Source organism: Ligilactobacillus sp., from assembly GCF_036846325.1.
Lineage (GTDB): Bacteria > Bacillota > Bacilli > Lactobacillales > Lactobacillaceae > Ligilactobacillus.
In genome coordinates, this window is the sequence record NZ_DAIUCE010000040.1 from 1 (window position 1) to 16,466 (window position 16,466).

The 16,466-nt window shown below is 50.4% G+C and carries 12 protein-coding genes; 2 read left to right on the top strand and 10 right to left on the bottom strand.

Annotated features, from left to right (window positions below; all coding sequences use genetic code 11):
* Nucleotides 1-291: 291 nt before the first annotated feature.
* From V7Z60_RS05325 to V7Z60_RS05355, 7 genes are all read right to left on the bottom strand, one after another.
* Nucleotides 292-2,091, bottom strand: coding sequence for an alpha-amylase family glycosyl hydrolase (locus V7Z60_RS05325; protein WP_334116813.1), 1,800 nt, complete (start codon nt 2,089-2,091; stop codon nt 292-294).
* The gene (locus V7Z60_RS05330; protein WP_334116814.1) at nt 2,072-4,510 is read right to left on the bottom strand and encodes a glycogen/starch/alpha-glucan phosphorylase; all 2,439 of its coding nucleotides are present in this window, start codon (nt 4,508-4,510) and stop codon (nt 2,072-2,074) included. The genes V7Z60_RS05325 and V7Z60_RS05330 overlap by 20 nt, the downstream gene beginning before the upstream one ends.
* A gap of 26 nt (nt 4,511-4,536) precedes the next feature.
* On the bottom strand, nt 4,537-5,970 hold the full coding sequence (glgA, locus tag V7Z60_RS05335; RefSeq protein ID WP_334116815.1) for a glycogen synthase GlgA: 1,434 nt from the start codon (nt 5,968-5,970) through the stop codon (nt 4,537-4,539).
* Nucleotides 5,971-5,975: 5 nt separating this feature from the next.
* Nucleotides 5,976-7,121 carry a glucose-1-phosphate adenylyltransferase subunit GlgD gene (glgD, locus tag V7Z60_RS05340; RefSeq protein WP_334116816.1) on the bottom strand — a complete coding sequence of 382 codons (1,146 nt, stop codon included), beginning with the start codon at nt 7,119-7,121 and terminating at the stop codon, nt 5,976-5,978.
* Nucleotides 7,111-8,253 carry a glucose-1-phosphate adenylyltransferase gene (locus V7Z60_RS05345; protein ID WP_334116824.1) on the bottom strand — a complete coding sequence of 381 codons (1,143 nt, stop codon included), beginning with the start codon at nt 8,251-8,253 and terminating at the stop codon, nt 7,111-7,113. Before V7Z60_RS05345 ends, glgD begins: the two co-directional genes overlap by 11 nt.
* Before the next feature lie 44 nt (nt 8,254-8,297).
* Nucleotides 8,298-10,316: a 1,4-alpha-glucan branching protein GlgB gene (gene glgB / locus V7Z60_RS05350; protein WP_334116817.1), complete on the bottom strand. Its 2,019-nt coding sequence runs from the start codon at nt 10,314-10,316 to the stop codon at nt 8,298-8,300.
* A 586-nt stretch (nt 10,317-10,902) separates the two neighbouring features.
* Entirely contained in the window at nt 10,903-11,211 is a 309-nt protein-coding gene (locus V7Z60_RS05355; RefSeq protein ID WP_334116818.1) for a hypothetical protein, read from the bottom strand.
* Nucleotides 11,212-11,620: 409 nt separating this feature from the next.
* Between V7Z60_RS05355 and V7Z60_RS05360 the strand changes: the two genes are divergently transcribed.
* Nucleotides 11,621-11,869: a hypothetical protein gene (locus V7Z60_RS05360; protein WP_334116819.1), complete on the top strand. Its 249-nt coding sequence runs from the start codon at nt 11,621-11,623 to the stop codon at nt 11,867-11,869.
* A gap of 244 nt (nt 11,870-12,113) precedes the next feature.
* On the opposite strand, the gene glmM is transcribed toward V7Z60_RS05360, so the two are convergent.
* From glmM to cdaA, 3 genes are read right to left on the bottom strand one after another with little or no spacing between them, the layout of a single operon-like run.
* The gene (gene glmM / locus V7Z60_RS05365) at nt 12,114-13,460 is read right to left on the bottom strand and encodes a phosphoglucosamine mutase (RefSeq protein ID WP_334116820.1); all 1,347 of its coding nucleotides are present in this window, start codon (nt 13,458-13,460) and stop codon (nt 12,114-12,116) included.
* A 28-nt stretch (nt 13,461-13,488) separates the two neighbouring features.
* A complete protein-coding gene (locus V7Z60_RS05370; RefSeq protein WP_334116821.1) occupies nt 13,489-14,631 on the bottom strand; it encodes a CdaR family protein in 1,143 nt (380 codons plus the stop codon).
* The gene (cdaA, locus tag V7Z60_RS05375; RefSeq protein WP_334116822.1) at nt 14,628-15,470 is read right to left on the bottom strand and encodes a diadenylate cyclase CdaA; all 843 of its coding nucleotides are present in this window, start codon (nt 15,468-15,470) and stop codon (nt 14,628-14,630) included. The genes V7Z60_RS05370 and cdaA overlap by 4 nt, the downstream gene beginning before the upstream one ends.
* A 167-nt stretch (nt 15,471-15,637) precedes the next feature.
* Between cdaA and V7Z60_RS05380 the strand changes: the two genes are divergently transcribed.
* Complete coding sequence (locus V7Z60_RS05380) at nt 15,638-16,318, top strand: DUF1361 domain-containing protein (RefSeq protein WP_334116823.1); 681 nt, start codon at nt 15,638-15,640, stop codon at nt 16,316-16,318.
* The last annotated feature ends 148 nt before the right edge of the window (nt 16,319-16,466 follow it).

Consider the following 16,466-nt stretch of genomic DNA (forward strand, 5'->3'; position numbering starts at 1 on the left):
AGTCGCGACGCGGCACGAACTTATCATGAGCCTTGTTGCTGGTCTGAGCCTGATTTTAACAAGGTGTGGAAGCGAGCGTTCATGAACCCGTAAATTCCTGCTCCCGATTACGGGCAAAACAACGATTTCTGGAATCTGCCCGTAAATGGCATCCCCTGGTGCGGTCAAAGCACGCATTTACCGTTGCATACACAAACAAAGTCCAGGATGATTTGCAGTTAATTGCAAATCATCCTGGACTTTTGTTGGAGACATAGCTTTTTCTCAGCCTCTCTCCTATAAATATTCCGTTCAAATTTCGCCGCTTTCAAAGGCACCGAACTTCTTCCCGGAAAAAGCCTGGCACAGCCTGGCACCAAGCCCTGCCTCGTCATGGAAGCACTGCAGGTCATCCGGGTTGAATTCCGCTTCGCAACCGGACGCATTGACAAGATATGCAACAGATTCATCACCCGAAAAGCGACCGATGCCAAAGAACGTTCCGCAAACGAACAAGGCAAGCTCGCCGCATTTCAGCACCTGCGATGACCGGCGCTTTGAAATCAGCCGTTTCATGAACTGAAGCATCTCCTGATTTTCGTGCCCCCATGGGAAGAAGCGGCGGTTGTCCGGATCGGAATCACCGGCAAGACCTGCTTCATCGCCGTAGTAGATGCAGGGAATCCCGGGAAACATGAACAAAAGCTCCCACGCTGTTCTGACAAGCTGCATGTTTCCGGAACACGCTGTAATGATGCGTTTGGTATCATGCGTGTCAAGATTGTTCAGCGAATTGAAGAAGAAATCCCGCGGATAGTTTTCGCGAAGCTGCATCAGTTCACGCGCAATCTCAAGCGGGGCTCTGGATCCTGACACCAGATCAATGATGCACTTTCTCAGCGGATAGTTCATGACGCCGTATAGCCCGTTGCCATAAACATAGCGGCGGCGCCTGCCATAGGCAACCTTGTTTGATGCATCCTCCCAGACTTCGCCGATCAGGACGCGCTCCTTGTAATCATCCAGAGTCCTGCGGATATTTTCAATGAAGTCGTCCGTCAGTTCGTCCGCAACGTCAAGCCGCCAGCCGTCAACGCCCGCACCGGTCCACTTGCTGATGACGCTGTCCTTTTTCCCGTAGATGAACTGCTGATAGCTCGGATTTTCCTTGTCAACGGTCGGCAGGTCGGACACGCCCCACCACGAATCATAGGAATCGGGGTAGTGAATGAAGTGAAACCACGGATAATACCTGCTTTCCTTGTTGCGAAAGGCACCTTCGTTCTCTCCGTAAAGTCCGCCCGCATTGAAATAGCGGCTGTTCCTGCCGACATGATTGAACACGCCGTCCAGAATCACGTGAATCCCGTTTGCATGCAGTTTTTTCAGAAGCTCTGCAAAATCATCCTCGGTTCCAAGCATCGGATCGATTTTCATGTAGTCACTGGTATCATAGCGATGGTTGCTGGTCGCCTCAAAGACGGGATTCAGGTAGATCATCGTGATGCCTAGTTCCTTCAGATAAGGAATCTTTTCGATGATGCCGCGAATATTGCCGCCGTAGAAATCCCAGCGGTCAATGCCGCCGTCCTTGTTTCTAATGTACATCGGCAGATCGGAAGCGGTCCCGTAGATGAAGCTGTTCGGCTTGCGGCCGTCGATTCTGCCGTCGGGATTCCCGTTTGCGAACCGGTCCGGAAAAATCTGATAGCAGACCGCATCCCGATACCACCCGGGTGCTTCAACCTCGTTTTCATAGACCGTCAGCTGGTAGGAATGCCCGGAAAGTTCGCCCTCATCCTGCGTGACGCCAAGTCCCGGACAGTAGTAGCAGGTCTGCTCAGAATTGTCTTCGTACAAAACGAGCTTGAAGTAATAGAACAGAAGTCCCGCCGAACCGGCCGTGTACGTGCAGCGATAGCGCCCGTCATGCTGGTCTTCCATCTGCAAAATGCAGGGCGTTGATTCGCCGTCGCGATAGATCTCCAGCTCAACGACTTTAACGTACGCGTCATAGACTTCAATCATGAACTCTGCGGACTGACCTGCCCTGACTGCTCCAAAAGGCCGCTTGTACTCTTCGCTCCAGGGATTAAAGTGGATACTGGCCATTTGCTCCACGATCCTTTCCGTCCAACTGGTCAGAAGGGGCAACGTGCCAGATTTCGTCGGCATACTTCTGAATCGTATAATCAGATGAGAAGTAGCCGGCATTTGCAATGTTGACGAGGCACTTCCTGTTCCAGAGCGACGGATTGCGGTACGTCCTTTCGACTTCATCCTGTGCTCTCAGGTAATCTTCAAAGTCGCGCAGGACAAAGTATTCATCATTGGCATGCACGAGCGAATTGAAAATTTCCGCACCTTCTGCGCTGATTGAAGGAATCGTTCCGTCGACAAACGCATCAAGCACGCGATGCAGAATCGGATCATTTGCGTAATAGTCGCCTGACTGATAGCTGTGATCGGCTTCGTATTGCAGGACTTCCTCCTTCTTCAGGCCGAAGATGAAGATGTTGTCCTCGCCCACGTAATCCTTGATTTCAATGTTTGCACCGTCAAGCGTCGCAACGGTCAGGGCACCGTCGAGCATGAACTTCATGTTGGAAGTGCCGGATGCTTCCTTTGTGGCCGTCGAGATCTGCTCGCTGACGTCTGCTGCCGGAATGATTCTTTCGGCAAGCGATACCCCGTAGTCTTCCAGGAAGACGACCTTGAGCTTGTCCCTGATCGTCTTGTCGTTGTTGATCAGGTTGCCGACCTCATTGATGCATTTGATGATCGATTTTGCATAATGATAGCTTGGGGCAGCCTTGGCACCGAAAATGAAGACGCGCGGCACGACGTCCTTTTTCGGATCGTCCTTCAGGTCAAGATAATACTTCACGATTTTCAGCAGGTTGAGCAGCTGCCGCTTGTATGCGTGAAGCCGCTTGACCTGAACGTCAAAGATCGCATCGGGCGAAACGGTGATTCCCGTCGTCTGCCTGATGTATTTTGCAAGATCTACCTTGTTCTGATGCTTGGCCTTGCCGATATCTGCAATCAGGCGCCGGTCGTTGAGATGCGCTGCGAGATTGTGAAGCTCCTTCGGGTTGCTGCGCCACTTCGTTCCGATTGCCTTGTCGATGATCCTCGCAAGGCGCGGATCGGCGATTTGAAGCCAGCGTCTGACCGTGATTCCGTTCGTCTTGTTATTGAAGCGCTCCGGATAAAGGTGGTGGAAATCCTTCAGGACGTCCTGTTCCAGAAGCTCCGTGTGCAGTTTGGCCACGCCGTTCGTGCTGTGTGATCCGATGATTGCAAGATGTGCCATATGCACGATGCCGTTGTTCACGATGCGCGTTTTCGAAATCAAGTCCGTCTCTGCTCTTTCAGCAAGCTCAAGCGCATAGCGCCGGTCGATTTCCGCAATGATCTGCATGATGCGCGGCTGCACGCGTTCAATCAGTGAAACCGGCCATTTTTCAAGTGCTTCCGACATGATCGTATGGTTCGTATAGCTCATCGTCCTGACGGTCTGGTCAAAGGCCTCATCCCAGCCCATCCTTTCATCATCGAGCAGGATGCGCATGAATTCGGCAACGCACATTGCCGGATGAGTGTCATTGATGTGCACGGAGATATGATCGGAAATTTCGTTCATCGGCTTCCCGTACTTCTTGTAATGGCGCACGATGCTCTGAAGTCCGGCCGAAACGAAGAAGTATTCCTGGCGGAGTCTCATCAGGCGGCCTTCTTCGTTTGAATCGTCCGGATAAAGAACGGAGGTCAGGTCCTCGACTTTTCTTCTCGATTCAATGGTCGGGAACTTGACTTCTTCAGAGGCGGGAATCTGCGCATCCCACAGTCTCATCGTGTTGACGTGACTGTTCCTGTAGCCGACGATTCCCGTGTCGTAAGGAACAGCCCTGATGACATAGGGATTTTTGTAAACAGGCTGCAGCACTCCGTCAACTTCTTCCAAATAGACCTCTCCGCCGAACCTGACGTCAACGGCCTTGCTTTCGCGCGCAACTTCCCAGACGTTTCCCTGATTGAGCCATTCGTTCGGAAGTTCGACCTGATAGCCGTCAACGAACTTCTGCTTGAACAGACCGTACTTGTAGCGAATTCCGTTGCCGTTGACCGGAAGTCCGTCCGATGCGCTCGAATCCATGAAGGCGCTCGCCAGGCGGCCGAGACCGCCGTTTCCCAGAGCCATGTCTCGTTCCGCTTCAGCAACCTCGTCAAGACTGAGTCCCATCTCCCTGAAGGCTGAATCAACCAGCTCGTACCAGCCCATGTTCAGAAGATTGCTCTTGAGCAGCCGCCCCGGCAGAAACTCGATTGAAAAATAATAGACCTGCTTCTGGTCTTCCTTGATGTAATTCTTCCACGTCCTGCGCCAGATGTCGGAATACCCGGACTTGACGACTGCCGCCAGCGTCTGGTACAGCTCTTCCGGCGTTGCATCCTTGACATCCAGGGCATATTCATCGGTCAGACGCCGCTTGAATTCCCTGATAAACTGTTCCTTAGTGATTCCCATACTCTTACCTCCTCGACAAACGCAAACTAACGTAAAATCTGTCCGTACAGGTCAAGATAATGCTGACTTGCACTGTCCCAGCTGAAATCAGAGGTCATCGCCGTCTTCATCATGCCTGCCCAGACTTTCGGCTGCTTGTTGTAGACGCTTATTGCCTGCTTGATTTCCTCCATCATCCAAAACGAACCGAATTCCTCGAAGCCAAATCCAGTGCCGACTCCTTCAATCGGATTATATGCCCATACCGAATCCCTGAGCCCGCCAATCTGATGAACGATCGGCAGCGTGCCGTAGCGCATTGAAATCATCTGCGACAACCCGCACGGCTCAAATGCGGACGGCATCAGGAACATGTCGCACCCCGCATAAATCTGCTGTGCAAGCTCAACGTCAAAGTCGATGCAGGCACTGCATTTTTCAGGATAGCGCCCTGAGAAATAGCGGAAATCATGCTCAAAGTTGGCATAACCGGTTCCAAGCACGACCAGCTGGACATTGAACTGCATCAGATTCGACATTTCCCGGGAAACGAGCTGGAATCCCTTCTGGTAGGTCAGCCGGCTGACAATCCCGATCAACGGCACGTCAGGCTTGACCGGCAGTCCGAATTTCTTCTGCAGGGCCGCCTTGTCCTTTTTCTTGCCGGCGGGATTTCCGGCGGAGAAATTATATGGAATGGCCGGATCCTTTTCCGGATCGTTCGTTTCATAGTCAATCCCGTTCAGAATTCCCGACAGCTTGAAGCTGCACATTCTCAGAATGTCGTCAAGGCCGCAGCCGAATTCCTTCGTCTGAATCTCTGCGGCATAGGACGGGCTGACGGTATTGACGCGGTCGGCATAGAAGATGCCCGCTTTCATGAAGTTGACGGCATCTCCCATCTGAATCGTGCCGTCATCATAACGATCGGCACTCATCCCGAACAGTTCCGGCATGACCTCCCTGCCGTACTGCCCTTGAAATTCCAGATTGTGGATCGTCAAAACGGTCGCAATGTGACTGAAGGCTTCGATCCAGCCGTACTTTTCACGCAGCAGAAACGGAATGAACGCCGTGTGATAGTCGTTGCAGTGCAGGATATCCGGAATATAGCTGATACGCTGCATCAACTCGATCACCGCCTGCTGGAAGAAGGCAAAGCGTTCGCCGTCATCGTAATACCCGTAAATTCCCGGCCGGTCAAAATAGTACTTGTTGTCCAGAAAATAATACTGGACCCCGTCCATCTTCAGCGTTTTGACGCCGCAATACTGCATGCGCCAGCCGACTCCGACGTAAAAGTTGAACAGATCGGTCAGTTTTTCCTGATATTTTTCAGGCATCGTCGTATAGAAAGGCAAAACGACGCGAACCTCGTTGCCTTTCTTAGCGAGAGCCTTCGGCAGGGCTCCCGCAACGTCGCCCAGTCCGCCTGTCTTGAAAAACGGAGCACATTCGGCAGCCGTAAAAAGAATCTTCATTTGCTTCACCCCCCGATGATGTCAGCGTCAACGTGTGCATGTTTCCTGATGACGACCGGATTTTCCGGCGTGCCTTCGATTCTGACACCTGGTTCGACCGTCACGTACTTGTCCAGAATCGCATATCTGACGACTGCGCCCTGCTTGATATTGGCATTTGCCATCACAATTGAGCCGACGACTTCTGCATCCTTTTCAACCGTCGTGCGCCGCGAAATCAGACTGTGATCGATTCTTCCGTCAATGACGCAGCCCGTTGCCAGCTGACTTGCGCTGACCCTTGAATCCCTTGAAAAATACGTCGCAACTTCATTCTTCGTCCTCGTAATCACCTTCTGGCTCGAAAACAGCAGTGAATTGAAGTTCTCGGGATCAAGCATGTCCATGTTCGCATCGTAATAGCTCTTCATGTTGTAGATGTTGCTGAGATACCCGCTGTATTCATAGGCATAGGTGTCGACCCTGCCGAGCTGCTCGATCAGGAATTCCTCGATGCTTGCCGGCATCCCGATGCTTTCGCCTTCCTTCAAGGCCTCTGTCAGCCAGTCCGTCTTGACCATGAAGATGCTCATCGACAGATTGTACAAGTCCTGATTTTCTTCAACGTTGCCGAACCTGGTGTGCCCCGTCACGCGGTTGTCGGAACTCAGATCGAGAATCTGATCGTCGCTTGCAATCTTTTCGCATGGAACGCGCTTGAAAACCGCCGTCATCGTGGCATCCTGCGACTGATGAACGTTGAGCACGGTCCGGAGATCGATGTTGCACAGCATCTTGTTGCCGATAAATACAGTGTATTCGGACTTCGACTTGTTAAGGAAGTCAATGATGTTGCAGTAGTAATCCTTGCCTTCGGCCTTCTTGCGCAGAATGTCCTGGTAAAAGCTCAGATACTGATAGCTCCCGATGCTGTCAAGTCCCCATTCGCGACCGCCTCCCAGGTGATCGAAGACGGATTTCACGCGGCCTTCGTTCAAGATAATGTAAACCGTGCGGATATTGGCATTGGCGGCACTTGAAATCGCAAAGTCCATAATTCTGTATTTGCAGTCAAAATAAAGCGTTGAAAGCGGACGATTTTCCGTTAACGGCATCAACCCGCTGTATTCGTGTTCGTTGCCCAGAATGGCACACATCTTGTTAGCCTTCATCTACGGTCACCCCTATCACTTCTGAATTCCCTACAACTGCAACCTCATCCGTTCCGTCAATGACCGCGCCGTCGCCGATGACTGCATTTTCACCGATAATCGCACGGTTGATCCTGACGTTCCTGCCGATCGAAGCACCTGTCATGACGACCGAATCCCTGATTGAAGCACCCTCCTTGACCTGAACGTTGGCCGCCAGGATGCTGTGTCTGACTTCCCCTGAAATGAAGCATCCGTCAACGATCATCGAGTTTTCGACGTCAGCCTTTTCGGTGATGAACTGCGGCGGCGCAATCGGATTCTTCGAATAGATGCGCCAGTTCTTGTCGCGGATGTCAAGCCCGCCTTCGTCATCGATGAACTCCATGTTTGCGCGCCACAGGGAATCGATCGTGCCGACGTCCTTCCAGTAGCCCGAAAAGTGGTAGGCGTAGACGTTGTCGCCGCTCTTGATGTAGAACGGAATGACGTTCTTGCCGAAGTCGTACATGTCGACGTCCTTTTGGAAGCTGTTCATCAAGACGTTTCTGAGCCGCGACCACGTGAAAATGTAAATTCCCATCGAAGCATGGTTGCTCTTCGGTTCGGCCGGCTTTTCCTCAAATTCAGTGATCCGGTCGTTCTCATCGGTGTTCATGATGCCAAAGCGGCTCGCCTCATCCCATGGCACGTCGATTACGGCAACGGTCAGGGCCGCATTGTTTGCCTTGTGCTGATTGAGCATGTCCTCATAGTCCATCTTATAGATGTGATCGCCTGACAGAACAAGCAGGTATTCCGGATCCATCATGTCGATATAGTCGATGTTCTGGTAAATGGCATGTGCCGTTCCCTCGAACCACTTGCTGCCCTCATTGTTCGAATAAGGCTGAAGAATCGTGACGCCGGAATCGAGACGGTCAAGTCCCCAGCTTGCACCGTTGCCGATGTGATCGTTCAGCACAAGCGGCTGATACTGTGTAATGACGCCGATGTTCTTGACCCCGGAATTCACGCAGTTGCTGAGCGTAAAGTCAATGATGCGATACCTTCCGCCAAAGGGCACGGCCGGCTTTGCAATATTCTGCGTTAATTTTCCCAGGCGAGTCCCTTTGCCCCCCGCCAGGATCATGGCAAGCATTTCATTTTTCATTTTACAGGATGGAAAAATTCCATCCTCCACCTTCCTTCCTGCTGTTATTTTTCGCCTGTGACCTTTTTAGTTTTCACGGATCCCGTTTTTACGGCAATCTTCGTCTTCTTTCGCGGGCTTAGTTTCTTTCTCCTGTCTTCCTTCCTTTCATCATCCGTCATCCGATAGAGATGGTTGACGTAGCGCGTATTGACGTCGACCGGCTTCAGAATCAGCGTGCCGAATGCCGGCACGTTCGTCTTAATGCTCTGATCGTAATTTTTAAACGTTGCATCATTGGTCTTCCTTTGAGGATTCCGTCGCAGAAGCGTGCCTCCGAATTCCCTTGTCTCGGTGTTCAGGATTTCCCTGTAGGTTCCGGGATAAGGCACTCCGATTGAAAAGTCCTTCTGCTCGACTGCCGTCAGGTTCATGATGATTATCAAAAAGTCGTTTTTCTTCTTGCCGTGGCGAATGAAGCTCAGAATAGTCTGCTCGCGGTTGTCCGCATCAATGACCTCAAGGCTTTCGGGCGTATTCTCGGTTTCCCACAGAGCCCTTTCCTCCCTGTACAGTTTATTCAGCGTTTCAGTGAAATGCTGCATTTTGGCATTCAGTTCGTCTTCCAGATCTCCGAACGGAAGTCCTTCATAATATCTCCATTCAAGATACTGTCCCCATTCGCTTCCCATGAACAGGAGCTTTTTGCCGGGATGCGTCATCTGATAGGCATAAAGCGTGCGCAGCTGTGCGAACTGGCGGTAGCGATCGCCCCACATCTTGTTCATCAGGCTCTTCTTGCCGTGCACGACCTCGTCATGCGAAAGCGGCAAGACGAAATTTTCGGACATCCGGTACATCCAGGAAAAAGTCAGCATGTCGAGATGATCGCCCCTGAAGAGAGGATCCATCTGGAAGAAGTTCAGGACGTCGTTCATCCAGCCCATGTTCCACTTGTAGTCGAATCCGAGCGAATCTTCTTCAAGCATCCCCGTGACCTTGGTGCCCGCCGAACTTTCCTCGGCAATCAGAATCGTCTTCGGATGTGCGAATTTGACGACCTTGTTGAACTTGCGCAGAAAGTGCCATCCTTCAAGGTTGCGGTTTCCGCCGTATTTGTTCGGCTTCCAGGGCTTGTCGCCGTAATCAAGATAGATCATGTTCGACACCGCATCGATTCGAAGCCCGTCCAGGTGGAATTCTTCAATCCAGAAGAACGCGCTTGAAATAAGAAACGACTGCACCTGAGGCTTTCCCAGGTCAAAATTCAGTGCGCCCCATTCCGGATTCGATGCGCGGTCATGGTCTTCATACTCGTAGGTTGCGGTTCCGTCAAAATAAGCCAGGGCATCGTCATTGATGCAGTAATGTCCGGGAACCCAGTCAACGATCACGCCGATGTTCTGATTGTGGCATTCATTGACGAAGCGCTGAAACTGCTCAGGAGTGCCGTATGCCTGACAAAATGCGAAATACCCGATCAACTGGTATCCCCAGGAGGCATCGAGGGGATGCTCCATCAGCGGCATGAACTCAACGTGCGTATAGTTCATCTTCTTGAGATACGGTACGAGTTCTTCCGTCAGATCGTCGAAATCGTACGGTCTGCCGTCATCATGGTTCTTCCAGGATCCCGCATGCACTTCATAGATGTTCATCGGCCGTTCGAAGTAGTTCGAGCGTTTATTTCGCCCGCGCCAGAGTCCGTCGCTCCATTTGAATTCAGGAATCGTATGGATGATCGAAGCATCGTTCGGACGCTCCTCGAACCTCATCGCATACGGATCGATCTTGTAGACTGTTCTCCCGGTGCTCTGCCTGACCTTGAACTTATACAACTGCCCCTCTTTTGCATCATCCGCCAGAACGCTCCACACGCCGTATCCGTCCCTTTCCATCGGAAGCGTGTCCTCCCACTCGTTAAAGTCCCCGACGAGCCAGACCATTTGCGCATTCGGCGCCCAGACTCGAAAAAGATAACCTTCCTCAACTCTATGCGGTCCAAACAGCTGCTCGGCATGATAGTTTTCGCCGGCAGCAAAGGTCTTGAGCGCATTTTCGAGATTAAAATCCGCTTTTTCCATAAAAAGTCCCCCTTTGCAGAATTCGACCAGCAGTATCTGTTAATTACCTCTCTAATGACATCATATCACAGTTGCATAAAAATCAGTTGATATTTTCTCATTTTTATGTAAAAACTTTGTTTGCGTTTACAGTTCCCGTATCAAGCCACTTCTTCAATGATAAGTCAACACTTTTTCATTGAAGAATTTAAGAAATTCATTAATGCGAAATGAGTTTCTGTATAGTCATTCAAGCAGAATTGAAAATTCATTGAAACATGCCTTGTCATCTTTGATAAACCGGAGGCCAAAGCTCATTAATTCCTTGCTATTATTATATTTTGGCAAACTATACTTTTTTAACGACAACCTCGTTTTCCAAAGCGTTAACAAAAAAGAGTCCTGTCTTTTCACAGGACTCTTTTTAATTATATTTTAATCCAAGCATCAGTTTCTGGAACTTTATGCAGATTCACGCTTTTGAAAATGAATTCCGGAATGCTGCACGAATATCTCCTTTCCCGGAGTCCGAACGGTCTTGCTTCTTCAACCATGCCTGAATCCGAGCGTTTTTGTCGCCGTCATCCTAAAACAATGTTCCGGATTTTTACGCAATGTGATTTTCGCGCAGAATATTCTCAACGATTTCCTCCATCTCGGGCGTTCGCTTCCACTCCTCAAAATGGTCAAAATCCTCCTCAGGCATCTCAAAGTTCTCGTTGATGTAATTTTCGTATGCAATCACGTTTTTTGAACGCGGAATGTTCAGCTGCAAAATCCGAACGCTCTTGATAAAGCCGCGGATTGCCGCAAGTTCAGCACGACCGTTTTGCGCAATGTCAGACACTTCATAATACTTGCTGCCGTCATTTCGCGTAATTTCCTCAATCAGATTCAAAGTCTCGTTGCTCTTCATCATCATTCCTCCCAACTCAATTATATCCTAAATTCCGTTCATGCAAAACAAAAACCACCGTAATCACACAGGTTACAGTGGTTGGCATAAGAGAGAAAGAGAATTGATTAGAAGGTAAATTAATTAATACCTTACCCGTACATAATAACGCTTACAGAAAGCGTTGTCAACAATAAATAAGAAAAAATTTATCAAACTGCAAGATAACGGTAATCATGTGCTTGTTTTCCTGCCGATTTTAACCAGGGAACGGTTAATTCGAAACTGGATTCTGCATGAAAATTTCCGCGAAGCAATCAGAAACTGCATTTTCCAGTAAGGAAATCATGATTTCAGCTGAAAATTGGCATAATTTCGCGATCCATACTATAATAGTCAAGTGAACTCAACGGATTGCGGGGCATTTTTCATGATTAACAAAAAACAACTTGCACTGAGTCTTTTCATCGGGGCGGGACTCATTTTAATCAAACTCTTCAAACTGGCACTTGCTTCACCGGACGATATGCAACTCCAGACGGTTTCCTCACTGTTTTCAATGGGGATGTGGTACGTGCCCTTACTGTTTGTTATTCTCTACTATTTCGTTTATTCCGCAAGCTGCTATCTGGTCCTGCGCGTAATCACGTACACATTGAATCACGTTTTTCACAAATGATCAGCCTTTGTTTAAAAGGCTTTTTTTGTTGCTTTCCGAGGTTGCTGCTGAATCTTCTCTGGAAAATGCAGTGCCTGTTCCGATTTTTGAATGGGTTACGGGCAAATCTCAGTTTTCGGCTTTTTGCCCGTAATTCCCGCCCTCACCTAATCCGCCACATCAAAAAGGCCCGGAAGCATTTCCGAGCCTCATCTGTATTCTAAAATTCAAACATGCACATCAACTCAACTGCAGACACGCAGAATCAGACGCCCATTTCCTTCTTGACGACGTCCACGATTTCCATCACGTAGTCATGCACAAGCTCCTGCGTTGGAGCTTCCGCCATGACACGCAGCAGGTCTTCGGTGCCGCTTGGACGCACAAGCACGCGGCCTTCGTCGCCCATCTTGTCCTCAACTTTGGCAATTGCGGCCTTGATGACCTCGTTGTCCAGCGCAGCCTTCTTGTCGGTCACGCGAACGTTGACGAGTTCCTGAGGATAAGTCGTCACTTCTGCAGCAAGTTCTGACAATTTCCTGCCGGTCTGCTTCATGACGTTCAGAAGCTGAAGGGCCGTCAGCATCCCGTCACCGGTCGTGTTGAAATCAAGGAAGACAACGTGGCCGGACTGTTCGCCGCCGACATTGTAGCCGTCCTTGCGCATCTCTTCGACGACATAGCGGTCGCCGACCTGAGTCTTGACGGAATTAAGGCCGTTCTTTGCCATCGCCTTGTACAGACCGATGTTGCTCATGACGGTTGTAACGATCGTATCCTTCTTCAGGCGGCCGCGTTCACTCATGTACTTGCCGCAGATGAACATGATCTTGTCACCGTCGACGATATTGCCGAGCTCGTCAACTGCGATGCAGCGATCGCCGTCACCGTCGAAGGCAACGCCGACCTGGGCACCCTGTTCAACGACGAACCTGGACAGGGCTTCGGGATGAGTCGAACCAACGCCCTTGTTGATGTTGAGTCCGTCCGGATTCGTTGCCATCGTGTCAAATTCAGCGCCGAGATCCGCAAAGAGTCGTGAAACCAGATTGCTCGTCGAGCCGTTGGCACCGTCAACTGCGATGTGCATGCCTTCAAGATCATCCGGAATAGTCTGTTCAAGGAACTGCAGATACTTGAGCGCGCCTTCGCGGTAGCTGCTGACCGTTCCCAGGCCTTCTGCGGAAGGACGCGGAAGATCGTCGGTGTTTTTTTCAAGCAAGGCTTCGATTTCCTCTTCCTGATCGTCCGAAAGCTTGTATCCGTCACCGCCGAAGAACTTGATGCCGTTGTCCTGAACCGGATTGTGCGAAGCGGAAATCATGATTCCCGCATCAGCATCCTGCAGACGAACGAGATATGCAACGCCGGGAGTCGTCATGACGCCCAAAGTGAACACTTCGATTCCGACTGAAAGCAAGCCGGCAATCAAAGCCTGTTCAAGCATTTGCCCTGAAATGCGCGTATCGCGGGCAACCAGGACGCGCGGCTGCTTGCCTTCAGCATGCTGTGTCAGCACGTAACCGCCGCAACGACCGAGTTTGAATGCAAGTTCGGGAGTCAGCGTCTCGTTTGCAATGCCTCTGACACCATCTGTACCAAAATATTTCATTTTTCAAAATCCTCATTTCTGTGTTTATCTAATCTTCAGAAGAAGATGAAGTTGACGACGAGCTCGAACTGTTATTGTTGCTGCTGTCATCGTCTTTTTTGTTATCCTCGTCACTGTCCGTCGTCGTCTGCTTGTCCGAACCGGAAGAATCGTTTGAACCGGTTGATCCGCTTGACTGAAGCTGACTTCCTGACGACTGAACCTCAATCGTTACTTGAACCGAATTCGGCGAAACGGACGTAATTCCCGCTTCGGTCGGCGAAATCTTAATCGTCTTCGTCGTCGTGCTGTCAATCCCGACAATCGGAACCTTTAAGCGGTACGAAGAAATCGACTTGAGAGCCGTCTTCGTTCCGTGAAGCGTAATCGATTTCGTTGTCGAACTGAAATTATAGCTTTTCCCGGAAACACCGCCGGCACCAGCTTCAAGCAGCAACGGCACGGTCTTTGTTGACGTCGCCAGATTGACCGGAACTGTCACATGAACGGTTTCCGGACTGATAACGACGTTTGGCACCGTCTTGCCGTTCTTGTCGATTGCCTGCAGAACGACGTTTTTTGAATATGCGGAGCTTGTTCCGTCCGGCAAATTCACGTTCGCAACCACGCCGACGATTTTCCTGATGGACCTCTGTCCGCCCGTAATGCTTGCCGTCTGGCTGCTCAATGTCGGCGTTCCGGCAGCGTATCCGCTTGAAATCTGCCCGGCGTCATAGCGTGACTGAATCGGCATCGTGATCGTCCTGCGGCGCTCAATCCTGATGACGGCCGAATCGGGCTCGATCGAAGCCGTCAACTCCTTGCTGAGTCCGGAAGTCTTGAACTTGACGGTATGAGTGCCGGTTTTCAGCTTCGACAGATCCGCATAGACCTCAAAGTTGCGCGTATTGTCCATCGCCTTGACCATCGCACTCGGACCAGAAAGCCTGACCTTAACCTTTTCCGGATATCCGGTCACGAAGTACTTGTCATTGTCAACGTTGACTGCAAGCGGCATCGTCATCCTGACTGTCTTGTTGGTCATCAGAACTGCCGGCGACTGAGACTTGCCGTCAGTCGTTCTCGTCGAACCGAGGCGCTGATAATTTACGTAGAAGAAAAGGAGCAGCGCAAACAGAAGCGAAACCAGCTGATACAAGAACTTCGTATTGTCAATCTTAGGGAATTTCAATGCTTGTGTCCTCCCTTCCAGAAGGCCTGGGCCATTCTTTCAAAGACGGACGGCTTCTTGTCTTCTTCCTTTGGAACAAGCTCGTTTCTCAGAAGCTTGAGGTAATCCTGACGGGTGAGATCGCGGATCAGTTCGTTGTTCTTCGTAATCGTCACGCCGCCGGTTTCTTCTGAAACGACAATCGTCAGGGCGTCCGTAACCTCGCTGATGCCGACGGCCGCACGGTGTCTTGTTCCGAGTTCCTTTGGAATCAGATTGCTTTCGGAAAGCGGCAGATACGCGGCGGCAACGGCAACCTTGTTGTCCTTGATGATGACTGCGCCATCGTGAAGCGGCGTGTTCGGGATGAAGATATTGATCAGCAGAGCTCCCGTAATGTCGGCATCCAGCTTGATGCCGGTTTCGATATAGTCTTCAAGGCCGGTATTCATCTGAATCGTGATCAAGGCGCCGATTCTGCGCTTTGACATGTACTGAATCGCCTGATCCAGAGCCTCGACCATCTTCTCTTCGTTATTTTCCTTCTTATTGTATGACGTAAACAGGGAACCGCGCCCGAGGTGTTCCAGACCACGTCTGATTTCAGGCTGAAAAATCACGATAATCGCGATGATTCCCCAGTTGATCACCTGGTCCATTATCCAGGAGAGCGTCTCAAGGCCGACATACCAGCTGATCAGCTTGACGACGATGATGACGACGACGCCCTTGAACAGCTGAACGGCCTTGGTCCCGCGAAGCAGCATCATAAGCACGTAGATTACATACCAGACGACCAGAACGTCCAGCACGTTGACCACATGCTGCAAAGTGAAGATACTTCCTAAAACCTGCAACAAAATACCCCCTCACTGTTTATTTTTACAACTATACATTATATCACGTCCATCATAAAAATGTTACTTGGCAGAAAACCTAAAAATTTTACAACGATTGATGCAAAACTAAAAAAAACACGTCAGTTTTTGATACAATGGAACTATCAATAAAAAAGGTGGTGAAAAAAGTGTCTAAAAGATTCAAATGGGTGGTCAGAACTGCATTTTTCATCTACATCATCTATGCGTATCTGACGATCTACCGCCAGGAGAACTTTTTCAGTTTCCTTGTGCTCAACACGTTTCTGGCATACCTCCCAGTCGAGATTTCGTTTCACATGAACGAACAACAGCCAAAAATCATCTACTGGCTCCTCTTCGTATGCTGGCTCCTCTTCTATCCGAATGCCCCGTACGTTCTGACGGACCTTTTTCACCTTGCGCGCATGAATCCCTACGATGCCGCAACCGGCCTGATGAAGTTCGACCTGCATCTCTGGCTCTACTTCACCAACCTGGTCGTAAGCGCCCTGGCCTGCTGCCTGATGGGCGCCTGGAGCCTCGAATACGTCACGCAGACGCTTCAGGTCAGGTTCCGCAGGCCGGGTCTCGGCTGGCGCACAATCATCGTCACGGTCCTGACAATCTTCTCATCGGTCGGTGTCTACGTCGGCAGATTCCTGCGCCTGCACACGGCCTACCTCTTCCTTGACCCCGGATTCGTCATCAGGGAGCTCGTCACCATGTGGAGTCCGCGCATGCTGGCATTCGTCCTCATGATGTTTCTCCTGCAGATGACGGTCTGGGTTTCGCTCACGATTGGCCGCATCACGATTACGAACTTCGATTCAAAATATAATCTTCAATGAGGGATTTCTTCTGCACTTGCAGGGAAGTCCTCTTTTTTTAAATGCAGTGCTCATCCCCAAGTACACATTCACGCCGCCTCATCCGCACATACACGTGAACTACTCGGCCATAAATGACCGAGCTTCTGGGAACACGAAGTAGTATTCA